16 protein-coding genes are annotated in these 17,080 nt (G+C 56.2%); 5 read left to right on the top strand and 11 right to left on the bottom strand.

Translation table 11 applies throughout. The features are described 5' to 3' along the window. Window positions 1-44: 44 nt before the first annotated feature. The 6 genes from flgF to ACH3PB_RS04965 form a co-directional block, all read right to left on the bottom strand. Entirely contained in the window at window positions 45-839 is a 795-nt protein-coding gene (gene flgF, locus ACH3PB_RS04990) for a flagellar basal-body rod protein FlgF (RefSeq protein ID WP_416398338.1), read from the bottom strand. Between the two features lie 83 nt (window positions 840-922). After that, a complete protein-coding gene (locus ACH3PB_RS04985) occupies window positions 923-2,989 on the bottom strand; it encodes a flagellar hook-basal body complex protein (RefSeq protein WP_416398337.1) in 2,067 nt (688 codons plus the stop codon). Window positions 2,990-3,091: 102 nt separating this feature from the next. Next, entirely contained in the window at window positions 3,092-3,763 is a 672-nt protein-coding gene (locus ACH3PB_RS04980) for a flagellar hook assembly protein FlgD (RefSeq protein ID WP_416398336.1), read from the bottom strand. 57 nt (window positions 3,764-3,820) lie between these two features. Further along, window positions 3,821-4,267, bottom strand: a complete 447-nt coding sequence (gene flgC, locus ACH3PB_RS04975) for a flagellar basal body rod protein FlgC (RefSeq protein ID WP_416399416.1) — start codon at window positions 4,265-4,267, stop codon at window positions 3,821-3,823. Between the two features lie 65 nt (window positions 4,268-4,332). Beyond that, a complete protein-coding gene (gene flgB, locus ACH3PB_RS04970; RefSeq protein ID WP_416398335.1) occupies window positions 4,333-4,734 on the bottom strand; it encodes a flagellar basal body rod protein FlgB in 402 nt (133 codons plus the stop codon). Window positions 4,735-4,926: 192 nt separating this feature from the next. Beyond that, window positions 4,927-5,547, bottom strand: coding sequence for a nitroreductase (locus ACH3PB_RS04965; RefSeq protein WP_416398334.1), 621 nt, complete (start codon window positions 5,545-5,547; stop codon window positions 4,927-4,929). A 144-nt stretch (window positions 5,548-5,691) separates the two neighbouring features. Here ACH3PB_RS04965 and ACH3PB_RS04960 point away from each other — a divergent pair, with 144 nt between their 5' ends. Both ACH3PB_RS04960 and ACH3PB_RS04955 read left to right on the top strand, forming a co-directional pair. Continuing rightward, window positions 5,692-6,015, top strand: a complete 324-nt coding sequence (locus ACH3PB_RS04960; RefSeq protein ID WP_416398333.1) for an Mpo1-like protein — start codon at window positions 5,692-5,694, stop codon at window positions 6,013-6,015. Window positions 6,016-6,027: 12 nt separating this feature from the next. Then, window positions 6,028-7,446: an adenylate/guanylate cyclase domain-containing protein gene (locus ACH3PB_RS04955; protein ID WP_416398332.1), complete on the top strand. Its 1,419-nt coding sequence runs from the start codon at window positions 6,028-6,030 to the stop codon at window positions 7,444-7,446. A 15-nt stretch (window positions 7,447-7,461) separates the two neighbouring features. On the opposite strand, the gene ACH3PB_RS04950 is transcribed toward ACH3PB_RS04955, so the two are convergent. The 3 genes from ACH3PB_RS04950 to ACH3PB_RS04940 are packed head-to-tail and all read right to left on the bottom strand — an operon-like array spanning window position 7,462 to window position 10,198. After that, entirely contained in the window at window positions 7,462-8,391 is a 930-nt protein-coding gene (locus tag ACH3PB_RS04950) for an NADPH-dependent 7-cyano-7-deazaguanine reductase QueF (RefSeq protein ID WP_416398331.1), read from the bottom strand. Then, the gene (locus tag ACH3PB_RS04945) at window positions 8,388-9,164 is read right to left on the bottom strand and encodes an ABC transporter permease (RefSeq protein WP_416398330.1); all 777 of its coding nucleotides are present in this window, start codon (window positions 9,162-9,164) and stop codon (window positions 8,388-8,390) included. Before ACH3PB_RS04945 ends, ACH3PB_RS04950 begins: the two co-directional genes overlap by 4 nt. Next, window positions 9,164-10,198, bottom strand: a complete 1,035-nt coding sequence (locus tag ACH3PB_RS04940) for an ABC transporter ATP-binding protein (protein WP_416398329.1) — start codon at window positions 10,196-10,198, stop codon at window positions 9,164-9,166. Before ACH3PB_RS04940 ends, ACH3PB_RS04945 begins: the two co-directional genes overlap by 1 nt. Before the next feature lie 104 nt (window positions 10,199-10,302). On the opposite strand from ACH3PB_RS04940, the gene ACH3PB_RS04935 reads away from it, so the two are divergent. Next, window positions 10,303-11,514 (top strand): hypothetical protein, encoded by a 1,212-nt coding sequence (locus ACH3PB_RS04935; RefSeq protein WP_416398328.1) that lies wholly within the window; start codon window positions 10,303-10,305, stop codon window positions 11,512-11,514. 21 nt (window positions 11,515-11,535) lie between these two features. Here ACH3PB_RS04935 and ACH3PB_RS04930 read toward each other — a convergent pair whose 3' ends face one another. Then, the gene (locus ACH3PB_RS04930; RefSeq protein ID WP_416398327.1) at window positions 11,536-12,201 is read right to left on the bottom strand and encodes a hypothetical protein; all 666 of its coding nucleotides are present in this window, start codon (window positions 12,199-12,201) and stop codon (window positions 11,536-11,538) included. 234 nt (window positions 12,202-12,435) lie between these two features. Here ACH3PB_RS04930 and ACH3PB_RS04925 point away from each other — a divergent pair, with 234 nt between their 5' ends. Both ACH3PB_RS04925 and ACH3PB_RS04920 read left to right on the top strand, forming a co-directional pair. Beyond that, complete coding sequence (locus ACH3PB_RS04925; RefSeq protein ID WP_416398326.1) at window positions 12,436-13,488, top strand: Fe(3+) ABC transporter substrate-binding protein; 1,053 nt, start codon at window positions 12,436-12,438, stop codon at window positions 13,486-13,488. Further along, window positions 13,488-15,185 (top strand): ABC transporter permease, encoded by a 1,698-nt coding sequence (locus ACH3PB_RS04920; RefSeq protein ID WP_416398325.1) that lies wholly within the window; start codon window positions 13,488-13,490, stop codon window positions 15,183-15,185. The genes ACH3PB_RS04925 and ACH3PB_RS04920 overlap by 1 nt, the downstream gene beginning before the upstream one ends. A gap of 61 nt (window positions 15,186-15,246) precedes the next feature. Here the strand turns inward: ACH3PB_RS04920 and ACH3PB_RS04915 are convergent, their stop codons facing one another. Beyond that, on the bottom strand, window positions 15,247-16,851 hold the full coding sequence (locus ACH3PB_RS04915) for an AMP-binding protein (protein ID WP_416398324.1): 1,605 nt from the start codon (window positions 16,849-16,851) through the stop codon (window positions 15,247-15,249). Window positions 16,852-17,080: the final 229 nt, after the last annotated feature.

The raw sequence follows: 17,080 nt of genomic DNA, 5'->3' as shown, positions 1-17,080 counted from the left end.
ATTCTCCCGAAAGCGGCAGACTACTGCCGTTGTTCACTGTCTTACTATGACAGCTGCAACAAGCGTGCCGAACTCTCGGAATTCTCCTGGAAGGTGCCCATTAGCTTCACTTGCATCTCATATTGACGAGCCAGTGAGATGATCTCCGTCATTTCTCCGACGGCATTCACGTTCGATGTTTCGAGAAAGCCGGAAGCTATGCGAACCGTGCCGTCAGCTTCGGCTTCACGCGTTTCGACAGGCTGGCCGGCGAGCGCAGGATCAGCGTTGAGCGCTGCGTCGATATCCTCCCGGAACCTGATCAGGCCATCGGGGCCCTTGCCAAGTTCCTTGGGATCAGGATTAACGAGACGTATTCGATCGACAACGACCACTTCTTCGGGTGGTGCGCCGAGGGGAATGACTGAAATGGTGCCGTCACCACCGATCGCCATCTTCGAAGCAGGTGGCAGCACGATTGGCCCGCCATCGCCAAGCACCGGCAGGCCAGAGGCTGTGCGCAGTACGCCGTTGACGTCGACCTGTAGACCGCCATCGCGGGTATAGGCTTCGTTACCGTCCGGCGCCTGCACGACAAGCCAGCCTTCACCTTCGACAGCGACGTCGAGATCACGGCCGGTCTGAATCATCGAGCCACCGGCAAAGTCGGTGGCAGGATTTTCAGTCATCGCATAGGCACGGGTCGGAAAATGTTGGCCGTACACCGGCATACTTCTGGCCTGATGCAGGTCAGCCTTGAAGCCGGTGGTGTTGACGTTCGCCAGATTATTGGCGTGACCCTGTTGTGCAGTCATCGCCTGTCTGGCACCCGTCATAGCTACATAGAGGCCTTTATCCACGAGATCGTACTCCCAATAAGTTCGTTGGAACCACGGCAGACGCGGGCTGCAGCTTCATCACCGGCTCAGGGCCTCAACGCTCATTATCTGAGGTTGATGATGGTCTGAGTGATGGCATTGGCCGTTTCAATCGTCTTCGCGTTTGCCTGATAATTACGTTGAGCAAGAATCAGACCAACCAGCTCCTGCGACAGATCCACGTTGGATTCTTCCAGTGCGCTGGCGCGAATACCACCAAGTTGGGCAGTACCAGGCGCTCCTATGACCGGGTTGCCGGACTTGAAGGTCTCGACCCAGGCAGTATCGCCAACGGGCGCCAATCCCTGTGTGTCGTTAAAGCTGGCCAGGGCCACGATGCCAAGCACTCTTGACTCACCGTTGGTGTAACGAGCGAATATCTCACCGGATTGGGCGACGTCGAGGCCAACCAACCGGCCAGTCGTCGAGCCATTCTGCTGCAGATCATTGACCGAAAAATCAGAACCGTATTGGGTAAACTCTGCAACGTCGATCTGAAAGTTTGAGCTGTTAGGTGGCGTTGGAATCGGCAATACGCCGCCGTTGATCACGTTGATCGGCCCGACCGCACCGTTTGGCGCGCCTTCAGCATCAAGCGGCGTCCAGTTGGAGATCAGCACTTCGTCCGATTCCACCTCGTTGAAGGAGCCATCCTCGTTGAATACAAGCGAGTACGCTGCACGCGTAGCGGCACCACCAGCTACGAGCGGATCGCCGACATCAGCATTGTCGATCTGCACATACATGGTCCACAGATTATCTGGCGAAGTTTCGGTCTGCGCTTCCTTCACGAAAAACTTTGTCAGTACGTGTGAATTACCGAGGCTGTCATACACGGTGGAGGAAGTGGCATAGTTGTAGGTGCGCTCTTCGGATGGATCGAACACGTTATTGACGAAGGGCGCACCCGTAAAGTCAGAGACCAGGCCATTGTTAGTCGATTGCGCGGCCGGTGGTGGGTTGGCGGTGTTATATGCGGCAGTGTTGTCAACGATCGTGACACCGCCACTCAGATTGAGCTGCACCCGTCCACCCACAGTCGCCACTTCGTTGCCACCGACCTGCAAGGTGCGTGGGGTAACGGGCGCAGGCAAGGCCTGATTATTCTGAATGGAATCGGCAGGCACCTCGGCAATCTCGAAACTGTCGCCGTTGGCTGGTCCGTTTATGGCGAAATTAAGATCGCTACCCCGGTCCTTGGTCAGTACCAGGTCACGGGTATCGGGGTTGCCGCCAGTAGGTGCGGGACCTACAAGCACCGCAGAAACGCCAACCAGTGTCGGCGAGGCATTGATGGCATTACCAAGCTGCGTCAGATCAGAATAGCCGTTGAAGGCTACCCCATCGATCAGTATTCCCATATTGCCAGACGCGTTGTTATAGCCCGCTGAGGTCAATCGGGCCTGCGCAATCGCAGTCGAATCGATATTGCGAACACCTGAGAGCTGCGAGGAGATAGCGTCAGCGCTAGTGTTTGGTGCTATGAAGAGAGGCTGGGTGGTGCCGTCGGCCTGTGTGATCATCAGCGCTTGACCCGGATATCCATTCACAGCTGGTGAACCAGCCGGACCGGCATTGGGCGTCCCGATGATCGCAGTATTCGTGGCAATAGCGTTGCCTCGTTCCACGAGGATATCATCCGAGGCATCCAGGTTGATGACCGCTTGAACTTCCGTCGTACGCTTCGGTGCCAGCGCTGATTCATCGACTCGGAGGTCGCTGAGCACACCACCCACGGCGCCATCTTCATCTGCAGGGAAGCCCTGGAGCCGGGCACCGGTGTTGTTGACCACATAACCGTCCTTGTCCACCCGCGTGACGCCCGCTCGTGAGAACGTTTGTGCACCGCCGTCGTTCAGGACGAAGAAGCCTTCACCATCAATGGCCAGGTCCAGACCGTTCTCTGTGATCGAGATCGCACCCTGACTGAATTGCTGTGAGATGCTCTGCACCCGCACACCATCGCCGGCCCGCGCAGAACCGGTGCTCAGGAAGCTGCTTGAATAGATATCACCGAATTCTGCACGTGACTGCTTGAAGCCGGTGGTGCTGGCGTTGGCAATGTTGTTACCAGTCACTTCCAGATCGGTGTTGGCGGCGCGAAGGCCGGTAAGGGCGACGTTAAATGGCATGATGAAAGACCTCTATCATGTACAGCTATGCCCCTTAGGGCTTGTTACTCAGCCGCTCGATCAAACGATGCAGCTAGAATCCTGATTACAACTCTTAAACTGTTAGAAGATCTGTCTGACTTCAGACATGGCAATACTGCCCTGCCCCGCCAGATTCAGCTTCACACCGCCATCCGTCGCGATCGAAACGCTATCGACATTGGCGCCCAGGAAGCTCTTCACCCGTTCGGTCTCTCCGTTGAAGGAGCCTTCGACCTCTATGCGATACGAGCCAGCAGGCATGGGTTCACCCTTGTTGTTGCGGCCGTTCCAGGTAAACTTGACATCGCCAACCTGGTTCTGGCCGAGATCACTCTGGCTTACGAGGGCGCCGCCCTTGTTGTAAACCTTCATGGTCAAATTGCCTGAGCCATTTGGCACCTCAGCGATGCCTGAAATCGTGCCGCCCAGTGGCAAGGTACCGCTACTAACCGGCACCAGCACGCTGCGGCCAACCATTGCCGAAGCCTGCAGAGCTTGTGCACTACGAAACTCGCCAGCGATGTCGCCGACCGAGTTATTCAATTCAGTGATACCTTCGAGCGAACTGAACTGCGCGAGCTGGGCCACGAAAGCCGTATTGTCCTGCGGCTCCAGCGGGCTCTGGTTGTTCAGCTGCGCAATCATGAGGTTCAGAAACTCGTTCTTGCCAAGCTCGTTCTTGTGCTTGATCTCCGCGGGCTTCGGCGCGTATTGCTCCAGCGCGGATTTGCCTATCGAGCTGATGTCGGTCATGCCAGTGGCCTCTTTACACTTGTCATAGTCGTTGTCTGTTGGTCATCAAACCGGGCTTTACTGGCCAAGCGTGAGCACTTGCTGAATCATGGTCTTGGCGGTATTCATGACTTCCACGTTCATCTGGAAGCTGCGCGAGGCGGAGATCATGTCAGCCATTTCCTCTACCACGTTTACATTCGGATAGAACACATAACCGTTTTCGTCTGCCGAAGGATGGTTCGGCTCGTAACGAGGCTGCAGCGGCGCCTGACTCTCGACGATGCCTTTGACGCCCACACCCTGGCTAGCTGCCTGCTCTGCCTGACTGTCGAAGCCAGACAGATAGGGACTGGAGCCGGAGCTATCGATACCGAGACTGCCCTGCAGCCGCATCTGCTCATGCGCCATGGCCGAGAAAATCGGCTTGCGAGCCCGATAGGTATCGCCTTCGCTCGAGCTCGCAGCTTCCGCATTCGCGATGTTGCTCGATACGGTATTGAGCCTGATTGACTGTGCTGACATGCCTGAGCCGGCAACGTTGAATATGTTCTGCAGTGACATGGCGTCGATCCTCTATCTAGGGCTGCTTATTCGCCACGAATGGCAGAGGTCAGGCCCTTGAACTTGGCGTTCAGGAACTGGAATGAAGCCTGGAACTCCACGGCATTCTTTGAGAACTCAGCGATCTCGACCTGACTATCAACAGTGTTGCCATCGATCGAGGGCTGCGAAGGCACGCGATACAGGATGTCCGCGCCGCCTGAGCCTGAAAGTTGCATGTGACCTTCATGTGTCTTGTCGACCTGCACCCGACCGGCCGACTGGCCACTACTTGCCGCCTGCATCGCCGCCTTGAAGTCGAGGTCCTTCGCCTTGAAATTCGGCGTATCGGCATTGGCCAGGTTGTTGGAAAGAACCTCGGCCCTGCGCGAGCGCATCAGCAGGCCTTGCTCATGATTACCCAGTGCATTGCTCATCGATATCGTCATTGTGAAAATCCCTAGCTGAACATGTCAGTCGTTTTCACAGTACAAAGCAAAAGCGGTGCCAGAGGTGGGTAAATCTTCTACATCAGCGAGTTATCGAAAGCAGGCGTCGGAAAACCGGCGTGAGCATGTGGAAACACGGCAAGCGGCTACCGCTCGGCAAGCGGCAGCGGCAGGCTCGCCACGGCGGCAGGATCAGAGCTGGTCGCAGAAGCTTATGAGGGTATCTTCTGAGGGCAAGGCGGGGCGGTTCTGTTTGTGCTGCTCTACAGTGCCGCAGTAGAGAAAAGCGCAGATCTGCTCATTATCGGCCAGGCCCAGACCCTGGCGTACGATTTCGCTATAGGCAAAGCTGCCACTACGCCACATCACGCCATAACCACTGTTCTCGAGCAGTAGAGAGAGGGTCTGAACCGCGCAACCCGCAGCAAGCCACTGCTCGATAACGGGTACCTTGTGCTGCTCATCGAGGCGCGCCACGCCAACGATGATCATCGGCGCCCGCAAGGGTTTGCCGAGAATCTTTTCCGCCTTGCCTTCTTTCAGACCAGCTTCACCAGCATCCTGTGTTTCAGCTTTCAGAAAAAGTGTGCCAAGCTGCTTTTGAGCCTCGCCGGTAAGCACGATGAAACGATAAGGCTTGAGATTGCCGTGGTCGGGGCTGCGGCAAACTGCCGGCAGAATCGACCGCAGTTCAGCCTCGGAGGGCGCTGGCTCGCATAGCTTTGGCTCGGACTGCCGGTTGTGAAGGAATTCAGCGACAAAGCGCCTTCCAGCGTCGGCAGCGGCAGAAATTTCAGTGGCGTGATCAGTCATCTGGAGCATCCGAAAAAGGAAATGCCAACATTTGGCAAACCTGTTAGTCTGCACAGCGTCAGGCAGATTGCAATGCGTGCTTGTGCGCTATCTGCCCATGCGTTTACCTGTGCTTGACAGTTTCTTTATCAAAAGGAGGCAACGATGACTACGGAGCCGAAGCAGATCGGAAATTTTGCATCGTTCAGCGAGTTCTACCCCTATTATCTCAGGGAGCACAGCAATATACAGTGCCGCAGGCTCCATTTCATCGGCACCTCGCTGGTCATTGCCACTTTCCTGGTCGCGATATTTACAGCCAAGTTCAAGCTGCTGCTGCTACTCCCCGTGTTGGGTTATCTGCCAGCATGGATCGGGCATTTCTTTTTTGAACACAATCGCCCTGCCACTTTCAAACACCCGCTGTACAGCCTGCTGGCGGATTTCGTCATGTATCGTGACATCCTGCTGAACAGAGTTCATATCTGACGCATGAATCAGATGGCTGTACTCAAGAAGGGTCGTAGCGGACAGACTGTGCCGCCGCGCAAATTGCCGGGCACCATGGGTAACGTCTCACCGCCCATGCCCGACTATAGCGCCCGCATACTCGGCTATATGCTCTTCGTCGGCATCATCGTAAGCGGCATCGTGCTTGAGCATTTCGACAAGCGCCTTGTCTGGCTGGTGCCCGTGGCAATGCTGTGGCCGCATCTACTGTATTTTGGCATGCGATACTGGCACGTTCACGGCAACCTCTCTATTCGCCAGCGCGTGCTGTATTTCGATTGTCTGCTGACTGGCTTCATTCTCAATCTCCTGCAGTTCAGCGTGACGCCCTCGCTCGCCATTCTGATCATGGTCTATTTCAGCCTCATCATCGTCGGTGGGCTTACGGCATTCTTCGTCGGCAACCTTGCGCTGCTGGCCGGCCTTACGGTCTCTTCCCTCACACTGGGCCTGTCATTGGCGCCGATGACTCCGCCACTGCTCACGCTTGCCAGCATTCTGTTTGCCGCTCTTTTCGTGTGTATATCGGCGCACTACATCCACCTGCAATCCAGGGCACTGATGCTGGCCAAAACCGAAATCCAGATGCAACGCGAGCAGTCGATCGCCCTGTCACACAAGCTGGCGAAATACCTGTCGCCTCAGGTATGGCAGTCGATCTTTACCGGCGAGCGCGATGTGAAACTGGAAACACAACGCAAGAAGCTCACGGTCTTCTTCTCCGACATCAAGGGCTTTACCGAACTGTCCGAGGAAATACAGGCGGAAAGCCTGACCGATCTGCTGAACACCTACTTCAATGAGATGGCGCAGATTGCCTTGAAATTCGGCGGGACAATCGACAAATTCGTCGGCGACAGCATCATGATTTTCTTTGGCGATCCAACCAGCCGCGGCTCGAAGGAAGACAGCCTGGCCTGTGTCTCCATGGCCATCGAAATGCGCAAGCGCATGAAGGTCCTGCGGCAGAAATGGCGCAGCACCGGTGTTCGGGCACCGCTTGAAGTGCGAATGGGTGTGAGCACCGGATTCTGTACAGTGGGCAACTTCGGCTCCGAAAACCGTATGGACTACACCATCATCGGCAAGGAAGTAAACCTGGCCAGTCGGCTGGAATCCTTGGCTGAGCCAGGCGAAATTCTGGTGGGCTTCGAAACCTTTTCGTTGATCAAAGACATGATCCTGTGCCGCGACAAAGGCGAAATCGTAGTGAAAGGCTTTAACAAGCCTGTTCCGATCTATTCAGTGGTCGACTTCAGACGCGACATGGGCCGCAACCAGAGCTTCCTTGAGCAGGAAGCCGAGGGTTTCGCCATGTATATGGACTCGAGCAAAATCGGCGAAGATGATCGTCAGCGTATTCAGCAGTCGCTCGAAAAGGCGCTGGAAAAGCTTCGCGACGTCACCTGACGCCGCGTGCTGGCACTATTGCCGGAGCAGCCTGGTATTGGCGACCTTGGCGGGCACGTTGCTACGCCAGGGGTTGATATCAATACCGCCACGGCGGGTATAGCGGGCGTATACAAGCAATCCTCGATCGTCGCCTAGCAGGGCTGCCAGATCGCTGAAGATCTCCTCCACACACTGCTCATGAAAGCCTGAATGCTGTCGGTAGCTGACCAGATAGTCCAGCAGCGACTGGCGATCTACTCGATGTCCCGAATCGAGCCCCTGCTCCGCCGGCCCAGTCCAGATCAGCACACTTGCCCAGTCTGGCTGCCCCGTAACCGGACAGTTCGTTTTCAGCAAATGCGAAACCAGCACCTCTTCGGATGAGGTGTCTACTGCGCGTTTGTCTGCCAGGCGAAGCAGCGATCGTCGCTCTGCCTCTGGTGCAGGCAGTTGTGGGCCGGGCGATGCCTGCGCCTGCGTGAGTTCGTCGATCAGCACCGCCTCGGACCACTGCCGCTCGCCTACACTGACAGCGAATCCTGCATCGCCCGGCTCAGCTTCCGCACAGACGGCGGCCGCCTGAGTGAGCGGCAGCGGGTGTGTGAGCGCGAGCTGCCATTCAGCACCGGCACAGCCCGAAAGATCCCGCCGCACGCGTGCCAGCAGCATTTCCGACGAAGTGAAACGCGTCTGGTTCAGCGAGTTGAAATATAGCTTCATCGACTTCGATTCGATCAGGTTTGGACTGCTGCAGGGCAATCTGCACTCCAGAACACCTACCCGGGGATAGCCCGCATCGTCAAGCCAGGACAGTTCATACTGGTTCCAGATGTCTTCACCAAAGGGGGCTCCGGCAAGTGGTCGGCGTCGGGGCAAGGCTTCGAGCAGGCCTGGTGCATAACTGTCGGGATAGCTTGTATCACGGCCGAGTAGCGAGCCGTGCGTCAGCTTGTCCTGGCTCATTGCCGAATCCCCACGCCGCGATTGAGCAGCGACAGCGAATAGGTAAACAGTACCACTATGAACAGCAGAATCATGGCGTAGGCCGCCCAGACATTGATATCACTCGTGCCCAGCAGACCATAGCGGAAGGCGTTCACCATGTAGAGAATCGGATTGGCCATCGACACGTTCTGCCAGAACCCGGGCAGCAGAGAGATCGAGTAGAACACGCCGCCAAGATAGGTCAGCGGCGTCAGGACGAAAGTCGGCACAATCGAGATGTCGTCAAAGCTGCGTGCGAATACGGCATTGATGAAGCCGCCGAGCGAAAACAGTATCGCGGTGAGTATGACCACCGATATCACGATGAAGAAATTGTGCACCTGCAGATCGGTGAAGAACATCGACAGAATTGTCACAATGATACCGACAAGCAAACCCCTCACGGCACCACCGACGATAAAGCCGAGCAGAATGACGTAATTCGGAACAGGCGACACCAGCAGCTCTTCGATACTGTGCTGGAACTTCATGCTGAAGAACGACGACACCACATTGGAGTACGAGTTGGTGATGACCGACATCATGATCAGTCCCGGCACGATGAACGTCATATAGTCATATCCGTCCATGTCGCCGATACGCGGTCCAATGAGGTTGCCGAAGATAACGAAGTACAGCGACATCGTGATAGCAGGCGGTAACAGCGTCTGCGCCCAGATGCGTGTGAAGCGGCGGATCTCCTTGACCACGATGGTGGTAAAGGCCACGCGATAGCTATTATTCTGTTTCATCAGTTCTTGCCTTCATTCACCAGACGAACGAACAGTTCCTCCAGCCGATTGGTCTTGGTGCGCATGCTGCGAACGTGGATACCGGCCTTCGTCAGCTGCGTGAACAACTCGTTGAGGTTCTGGTCACGGTTGACGTCAACCTCGATATTGCCTTCGGTGGTAAGCCTCATTGGATAATTCGGCAGCACCGGCAGACTCGTCACCGCAGTCGTGACATCGAGCACGAAGGTTGTCTGCGTCAATTGGCCGAGCAGTTCGTGCGTGCTCGCGTTCTGCAGAATCTCACCCTTGTCGATGATGGCGATATTGCGACAGAGCGCCTCTGCCTCCTCGAGGTAATGCGTCGTCAGAATGATGGTCTTGCCATCGTTATTGACCTTGGTGAGGAAGGCCCACATTGAACGCCGCAGTTCGATATCGACGCCAGCGGTCGGTTCGTCGAGGATCAGCAGCCTGGGATCGTGAACCAGCGCACGCGCGATCATCAATCGCCGCTTCATGCCGCCGGACAGCATACGCGATTGCTCACGACGCTTGTCCCAAAGACCGAGGGCCTTGAGGTAGTATTCGACCGCATCACGCGCTTCATTAGCCCGAATGCCATAATAGCCAGCCTGCGTGATCAACACATCTTCGACTTTCTCGAACATGTTGAAGTTGAATTCCTGCGGAACCACGCCAAGGTAGCGCTTGGCCTGCTCAAGATCGGTGCTGATATCGTGACCGAAAATCCTGACTTCGCCTTCACTCTTGTTCACCAGGCTTGAGACGATGCCGAGTGTAGTCGATTTGCCAGCGCCATTTGGCCCAAGCAGGCCGAAGAAGTCGCCCTGACGAACTTCCAGGTTGATGTGCTCGAGCGCCCTGAACCCGTTGTCATAGACCTTGGTCAGACCGCGAATCGATAAGGCGCTGGGCTCTGTTGCTGACGCATCGGTGGCTGACTGCCAAGCGGTATCTGATGCGACCGGGCCTGACCCTTGCGCCAGTGAGACCGCTGCCTGCGGTCCCGAGGGGTGTTTTTCGTCAATCATGGTTCATGTCACTGTGTCCTGAAGATGTAATCTGCGTCACTATACCTGCACGATCCCCCGCCTATAATGGGGCCTTTTCCAACTCAGACAAGTGACCTTTCTGAATGCAGGCTAATTTAAAAGTACGATCCGGTGCAGGTGTCATCCCGTCGGCAGAATTTCTCCGGTCTTCAGGCAGAAGTCTTGCGCTGTTACTCATGGTGCTTGGCAGCCTGCTCAGCAGTGCGTGCAGCGACGGTAACTCCGGCAGTGACGAGCCCTCGGTCGGATTTTTCATGGGCCGGGGCATGTCTGGCGTGGATTATCAGACCGAGACCCAGCGCGGCGTCACTGGTGCCCGAGGACGTTATCTGTACTATCCGGGTGAGCGCGTCACCTTCTCAATCGGGCCGATTCTCATTGCGGAGAACATCCAGGCCAAGCGCTATATCACACCACCAGATTTCCAGCCTGAGCTGCAGTCCCGGCTGAATACCGGCACCACCGTCAAGGGCATCACCACCTATGGTCAGCTCGAACGCGATATCGCGGCCAACGACCGTCAGGTTGGCAACAAGGCCGGCTTCCTCTCCGCACTCGATGATGACCAGGACAACGACGACGGCATCCAGCTCGGTGACAACACGCGCCAGCAGATCATCGATTCTCCCTTCGCTCCCCTGGTGAACTTCGATGTAGACCCGAACACCTTTGGCTCATCGATACTGAACAACGATGAAGACGCGCCGCCGCCGGTCAATCTGTCGCCAGAGACTGCGCTCTTCAATGACATCTGCTTTCCACAGGACCGTAACTGCAACGATAGCGTCAGCAGAGGCCTGTCGGGCGGCAACAGCGCGGCAGGCTTCGTATCGAAAGAAACCGAAGAAGCCTACTTTGCCATGGGCTCCGGTATATTCCTCATCCCGGAAGTGCTGACAATACCTGCAGGCGACACCAGTATCTGGCGAGTAAATATTCGCCTGGTCAATCTTGAAGAGCACCCGGTCGCACAATTACAGGTCGTGCCCTACGGTGGACTGCCAATCTGCGATCCAGTGACCGGCATCGGCACACCAGGTACCATTCCGCCTCCCGTAGATGAGGAAGAGGAAGAAGATCCCGACGCACCGGAACCCGAAGTCTGTGTTGACCCCGAGGAGCTGGCCATCGAGGATACACCCGTTGTGGTTCATTCGGTCTCACCGGAAAGCTCGAGCTTTGAATTCTTCCTGGAGCCTGGCACCGCGCCCGGCGAAGCATCGATAGCCGTTAACGTCAAGCTCGCAAACGACTATCGCTGGTACCTGAAGAACTTCCGTATCATTATCAAGTAAGGACCGGAAACAACGGAGACTTCAGTCTCCGCTGCAGGCTTTTTCACTCAGCTCCGGGACTCGGTCAGAAAGACTGTCGGCCGGCGCAGAACGTACGGTCAGGCGATACGGCACTGCCGAGGCACGCAGAATGGCACCTGCCTTTCTTTCCCCTGGCTTATCCTTGCTCGCCTGTTTTTGCGCCTCCACGGAGCTCGTGGGATAGCACGCGATGGTCACCAGCACTTCACGACCCAGCTCGGCAGTAGAGTCCGCATTGCCCTGCCCATCGATTGCCGGGCCGGTAATCCAGCCACAAAGCGCATCGTCACCCTTGATTTCCCGACCAGCCGAGGTCAGAAACTTATCGGTATCGCCGCACCAGCCGGCTGCGAGACCATTCGGCGTTCGTGTGTCTGCGGCACCGCAACGCTCACGGTTGTGAAACTCGATGACCTCATCGCTGCACTGCGTCTTGATCCGCACCGGCGTGACAATGGGCAGTCCGCCGTACCAGCTTTTCGGCAGCTCACTGTTCCAGTAGAGCACGAAGTCGCGGGGCTCCCCGCTGCTATCAAGCGCACGGAAGCGACTGTAATGCGTTTCTGTCGTCGTGCAGCCAGAAACGAGGAGCACAGTCGTGAATACAGCCAGCACTTGCCGTTTCGAGCCTCGAACAGGCTTGCACAGATCCTTTATGGAGTTCATCAGATACATCAATACCACTCATCGTCATTTGCGAACGTCATCGACAGTATACCAGCCTGACCGAGCTGCGTGAGCCGGAATCCGGGTGTCAAAGCTTCAGTGCGTATGATTTCGGTTGTGAATGAGAATGGTTTGCATTATTCTTCAAGCCTCTTTTCTAGTGTGCGATCATGCGAGCTGAAGAAAGGCTGCAATGAGCACGAATTCTTATCTGACGTAACGTAAGGATCCTCCATGACCCGACAAACCACTCAGTCGCGAACGCTGTCAGCCAGCAGCCTGATCACCAGAACCCTGGCCTCGGTGACCCTTGCCGCTGGTATCATTTCGCCCGCATTTGCTGCAGATGAAGTCAACATCTACTCTTATCGCCAGCCCTTTCTGATTCAGCCAATGCTGGACCAGTTCACCAAGGAAACTGGCATAAAGACCAATATTGTATTCGCGCAGGACGGCGTGGCAGAACGACTGAAGCGCGAAGGCAAGAACTCTCCGGCAGACCTGGTACTGACTGTGGATATCGCCCGCCTGCAGGAGCTCGTGGATGCCGGTCTCACCCAGCCCGTTGACTCCAAGGTGCTCGAAAAGAATATTCCTGCTCAATATCGCGGCAACAATGACGAATGGTTCGGCCTTACGCTGAGAACCCGAAATATTTACGCTTCGGAAGATCGCGTCGAGAACACCGATCTCAGCTACGAGGATCTCGCCAAGCCGGAATGGAAGAACAAGATCTGCGCACGTTCAGGCAAGCACCAGTACAACATTGCCCTCATCGCCAGCATGATTGCGCACCACGGCGAAGCAGAGACTGAAAAGTGGCTCAAGGGCGTGAAGGAAAATCTGGCGCAGAAGCCACAAGGTGGCGACCGCGACCAGATCCGTGCGGTAGCAGAAGGAACCTGCGACCTTGCCATCGGCAATAGCTACTATTACGGCGCCATGGTTGCCGACCCCGAGCAGCGCGGCTTTGCCGAAAAGGTTAACGTGATCTTCCCGAATCAGGACGGTCGCGGTGCTCATGTCAATGTGAGCGGTGTGGTGCTGACGAAGTCGGCTCCCAACAAGGCTGAAGCCGTCAAGTTGATGGAATTCCTCAGTGGCCAGGAGGCGCAGGAAATGTACGCCAATTTGAACGTCGAGTTTCCTGTGAACACGTCAGTTGAAGGCAGCGGACTTCTTGAGGAGTGGTCTGGATTCAAGGCTGACAAGCTGCCGCTTGATGAGATTAGCAAGCACCGCGAAGCCGCTGTGAAGCTGGTCGACAAGGTCGATTTCGATAGCTGATGACCACAGGTGCTGCCTTGCCCCATCCACTGCTGGCTGGCGTATCCAACGCGCCGGTCCGCAAACGGCGTAATAGCCGAGGATGGCAGCTGGTTGCACTGATCACTGCGTTGGCAGCCCTGCTGCCAATTGCAGCGGTCGTTTACCTTTCGATCGCCCCGAGCGATGGGATCTGGTCCCACCTCTGGTCGACGGTTCTGCCAAGATATATCCAGAACACGATTGTATTGATGCTTGGCGTCGGCATCTGCAGTGCGTTACTGGGCTTTGGCAGTGCCTGGCTGATCGCCCTGTACGACTTCCCAGGGCGCCGCTGGCTCAGCTGGGCGCTGCTACTGCCATTTGCTGTGCCAGCCTACGTTATCGCCTATGTCTACACTGACCTCCTTCAGTATGCCGGCCCTATTCAACTCTCGTTAAGGGCGTTCTTCGGCTGGGAACGGGCAGCCGATTACTGGTTTCCCCATATCAGAAGCCTCGGCGGCGCAGTCATCATGTTCGCCCTGGTACTTTACCCTTATGTCTACCTAACCTGCCGTACCGCCTTGCTAGAGCAGTCCGATAACCTCATGCTCGCATCAAGGGTGTTGGGAGCCGGGCCCGCTAGAATTTTCTTCCGTATTCTGCTCCCGATCTGCCGGCCCGCCCTGGCTGTCGGTTTGTCTCTGGTGCTGATGGAGACGCTGAATGACTACGGCACTGTCAGCTACTTTGCCGTACAGACGCTCACCGCTGGCCTGTATGACACCTGGCTCAACATGGGGAGTGTGAGCGGTGCGGCGCAGATCGCCGTGACCATGGTCGGCTTTGCCCTGCTCCTGATGTTTCTGGAGCGAGCCTCGCGTAGAAGTCGCGAGCGCTACTCAAGCAGCAACAGACAACGCGCGATTCAGCCGCGGAAACTCCGTGGCTGGCATGCCTGGCTCGCCACACTCGCCTGTCTTCTGCCCATTACGCTGGGCTTTCTCGTGCCCTGCGCCGTTTTGCTTGACTACGCCATTAGCTACTTCGACGTGTCCTGGAACAGCCGGTTCTTCAGCTACGCCGGGAACTCGCTTTTTCTCAGCGGCATGAGCGCTCTGGTGCTCATAGTCGTCGGCACGGTGCTGTCGTATTCGATACGCATCCAGCCTAGCCGAGTGAATCGGCTGCTCGCGCGACTGTCCTGTGTCGGATATGCCATGCCTGGCGCAGTGTTGGCACTCGGCGTCATTATTCCCTTCGCCGCCACTGACAACTGGATCGACTCCCACATGGAGGCATGGACCGGTGAAGGTACTGGACTGCTGCTCAGTGGCACGACCTTTGCGATCATCTTTGCCTACTGTACCCGCTTCGCTACTATTTCGATTGGCTCCATTGAGAGCGGCATGCAACGCATCACCCCCTCGATGGATCAGGCGGCCACCATGCTGGGCAGTAGTCCCCTCAACACACTCCGGCGAATCCACCTACCCCTGCTCCGCCCGAGCCTGCTGACGGCCGCATTGATCATATTTGTCGACTGCATGAAAGAGTTGCCGGCAACACTAATCCTGCGCCCGTTCAACTTCGAGACCCTAGCGACGTTCGTCTATCAATATGCGTCGGACGAACAGCTGGCCCAGTCCTCACTCGCGGCTCTTTGTATTGTCGTCGCCGGCTTGCTGCCGCTGCTCCTGCTCAACAGGGCGTCCATGCAACAGCATAATATGTAGACAAAAAAAAACCTCCCGGCGCCGGTTGGCAGCGGGAGGCTTCGCAGTACCAGATTAACGCTTACTCGAAGATGACCTTCTTGCGAGCGTTGTACCAGCCTTCGACTTGGCTCTTGTACTGATCTTCTATGACGTTGCGCTTCATTTTCATGGTCGGCGTCAGGAAGGCATTTTCGATAGTCCACTGATCCTTCACTACAACCACGAACTGCAGGTGCTCATGCGGATCGAGCGTGGCGTTAACGGACTTGATCAACTCCGGCAGCTCCTTCTCAAGTCGCTCACGCACTTCAGGCGTATTGCGCTTCGGCCAGGTGCCTTCAGACAGCATGAGGAGTGCGTATGGCTGTGGCTGTTCGACACCAGCGACGCAGACCATCTCGACGTCTGGATGTGATACCAGCTTGTTCTCGATCGGCGCCGGTGCAACATACTTACCTTTCGACGTCTTGAAGATTTCCTTGGTACGTCCGGTGATCTTGAGACGACCCATCTCATCGATTTCGCCACGGTCACCAGTCTTCAGGAAGCCGTCGTCGGTGAAGGTTTCAGCAGTCTTTTCAGGCTCCTTGTAGTAACCCATCATCGTGCCGGGGCTCTTGATCTGGATCTCACCGTCAGCACTGATACGCTGCTGCACACCTGGCAGAGGCTCACCAACATAGCCGACACGGACCCGGCCTGGCTTCATGATGTGGCTGTACGCGAAGTTTTCCGACATGCCGTAGCCTTCGAGCAGTTCCAGACCAAGGCGACGATACCAGTTGATGATGTCTTCAGACAGCGGTGCAGATCCACTCGCGGCCAGACGGACATGGTTGAGGCCCAGCCCCTTGAGGATCTTCTTGCGGATCAGGAATGAAACGCCAGGGATCTTCAGCAGCTTGTCCAACTTCTTCTGTGGCAGTTTGGCAACAACACCAGCCTGGAACTTGAGCCAGAGACGTGGCACCGAGATGAACATTGTCGGTGTAGCGCGCTGGAGATCCTTGAGGAAGGTATCGAGCGATTCGGCGAAGAACAGGCGGAAGCCTTTATCCAGCGAGGTCATCTCTACCGCGTAGCGCTCGAAAACGTGCGCGAGTGGCAGATAGGACAGCATGCGATCGTCCTTGGTCAGACCGTTCGCATTGGCAGCGCCATTACCGGCAGCAACCATGGCGCCGAAAGAGAGCATGACGCCCTTGGGCATGCCAGTAGAGCCTGAGGTGTAAACGATGGTAGCGAGCTCGTCATGCTTACGCGTCGGGCTTTCCTGCATCGGTGCGTTCTTCGCCACGATGTCGTCCCACTGCGGATATTTCGCCTTGACGTCGTCTGGTGACAGCGCTGTAGAGATACACTTGAGGTCGGCGGAAATGCCGTCCTTCATCATGCTCCAATCATCCAGCTTGCCGATGAGCAGAACCTGAGTCTCACTATGTTCGAGAATCTTCTCAACGGTTTCAGCATTCAGCGTTGGGTACAGCGGTACCGACACGTAGCCAGCCATCCAGATCGCGAGATCGGCCATGATCCAGTAGCTGCAGTTCTTCGACAGAATGCCAACCTTGGCATCCGCTGGAAGATTCAGTGACTTCAGGTAGGTGGCCATGCGACGCACTTCCTGTGCCGTACGCTGCCAGGTGTAGTCCTGTACAATATCTCCGCCCATGGGCTGAGTCATGTAGATGTCACTGGGGCGGGATTGCTCCCACTGATAAAGCCTTTGAAGCGGGAGCGGTATATTCGTATTTAATTCCATATTATATAAGCCTTTTTTCTAGCTGTTATTGCTGTTTCCATGAGCCTGCGCACGAGATTATACCTACATAAGCCACCGGGATGGCAGTGTGTAGTCGACGTTTTTTATAATATGGTTTTATTTGCCGCAAACCCGCAGCATCTGGGGCGCG

This window comes from Allohahella sp. A8 (assembly GCF_047946665.1).
Taxonomy (GTDB): Bacteria; Pseudomonadota; Gammaproteobacteria; order Pseudomonadales; family Oleiphilaceae; genus Allohahella.
The sequence above is the reverse complement of the archived record's forward strand: the minus strand, read 5'-3'. Positions and strand labels throughout refer to the sequence as shown.

What these genes read in the sequence shown, in the direction of transcription:
- ACH3PB_RS04925 (WP_416398326.1), top strand. Translation starts at nt 12,436, where the DNA reads ATGACCCGACAAACCACTCAGTCGCGAACGCTGTCAGCCAGCAGCCTG.
- ACH3PB_RS04920 (WP_416398325.1), top strand. Translation starts at nt 13,488, where the DNA reads ATGACCACAGGTGCTGCCTTGCCCCATCCACTGCTGGCTGGCGTATCC.
- ACH3PB_RS04915 (WP_416398324.1), bottom strand. Translation starts at nt 16,851, where the DNA reads ATGACTCAGCCCATGGGCGGAGATATTGTACAGGACTACACCTGGCAG.
- flgB (WP_416398335.1), bottom strand. Translation starts at nt 4,734, where the DNA reads ATGACGATATCGATGAGCAATGCACTGGGTAATCATGAGCAAGGCCTG.
- flgC (WP_416399416.1), bottom strand. Translation starts at nt 4,267, where the DNA reads ATGTCAGCACAGTCAATCAGGCTCAATACCGTATCGAGCAACATCGCG.
- ACH3PB_RS04955 (WP_416398332.1), top strand. Translation starts at nt 6,028, where the DNA reads ATGGCTGTACTCAAGAAGGGTCGTAGCGGACAGACTGTGCCGCCGCGC.
- ACH3PB_RS04960 (WP_416398333.1), top strand. Translation starts at nt 5,692, where the DNA reads ATGACTACGGAGCCGAAGCAGATCGGAAATTTTGCATCGTTCAGCGAG.
- ACH3PB_RS04950 (WP_416398331.1), bottom strand. Translation starts at nt 8,391, where the DNA reads ATGAGCCAGGACAAGCTGACGCACGGCTCGCTACTCGGCCGTGATACA.
- ACH3PB_RS04945 (WP_416398330.1), bottom strand. Translation starts at nt 9,164, where the DNA reads ATGAAACAGAATAATAGCTATCGCGTGGCCTTTACCACCATCGTGGTC.
- ACH3PB_RS04930 (WP_416398327.1), bottom strand. Translation starts at nt 12,201, where the DNA reads ATGAACTCCATAAAGGATCTGTGCAAGCCTGTTCGAGGCTCGAAACGG.
- ACH3PB_RS04965 (WP_416398334.1), bottom strand. Translation starts at nt 5,547, where the DNA reads ATGACTGATCACGCCACTGAAATTTCTGCCGCTGCCGACGCTGGAAGG.
- ACH3PB_RS04985 (WP_416398337.1), bottom strand. Translation starts at nt 2,989, where the DNA reads ATGCCATTTAACGTCGCCCTTACCGGCCTTCGCGCCGCCAACACCGAT.
- ACH3PB_RS04935 (WP_416398328.1), top strand. Translation starts at nt 10,303, where the DNA reads ATGCAGGCTAATTTAAAAGTACGATCCGGTGCAGGTGTCATCCCGTCG.
- ACH3PB_RS04940 (WP_416398329.1), bottom strand. Translation starts at nt 10,198, where the DNA reads ATGATTGACGAAAAACACCCCTCGGGACCGCAGGCAGCGGTCTCACTG.
- ACH3PB_RS04980 (WP_416398336.1), bottom strand. Translation starts at nt 3,763, where the DNA reads ATGACCGACATCAGCTCGATAGGCAAATCCGCGCTGGAGCAATACGCG.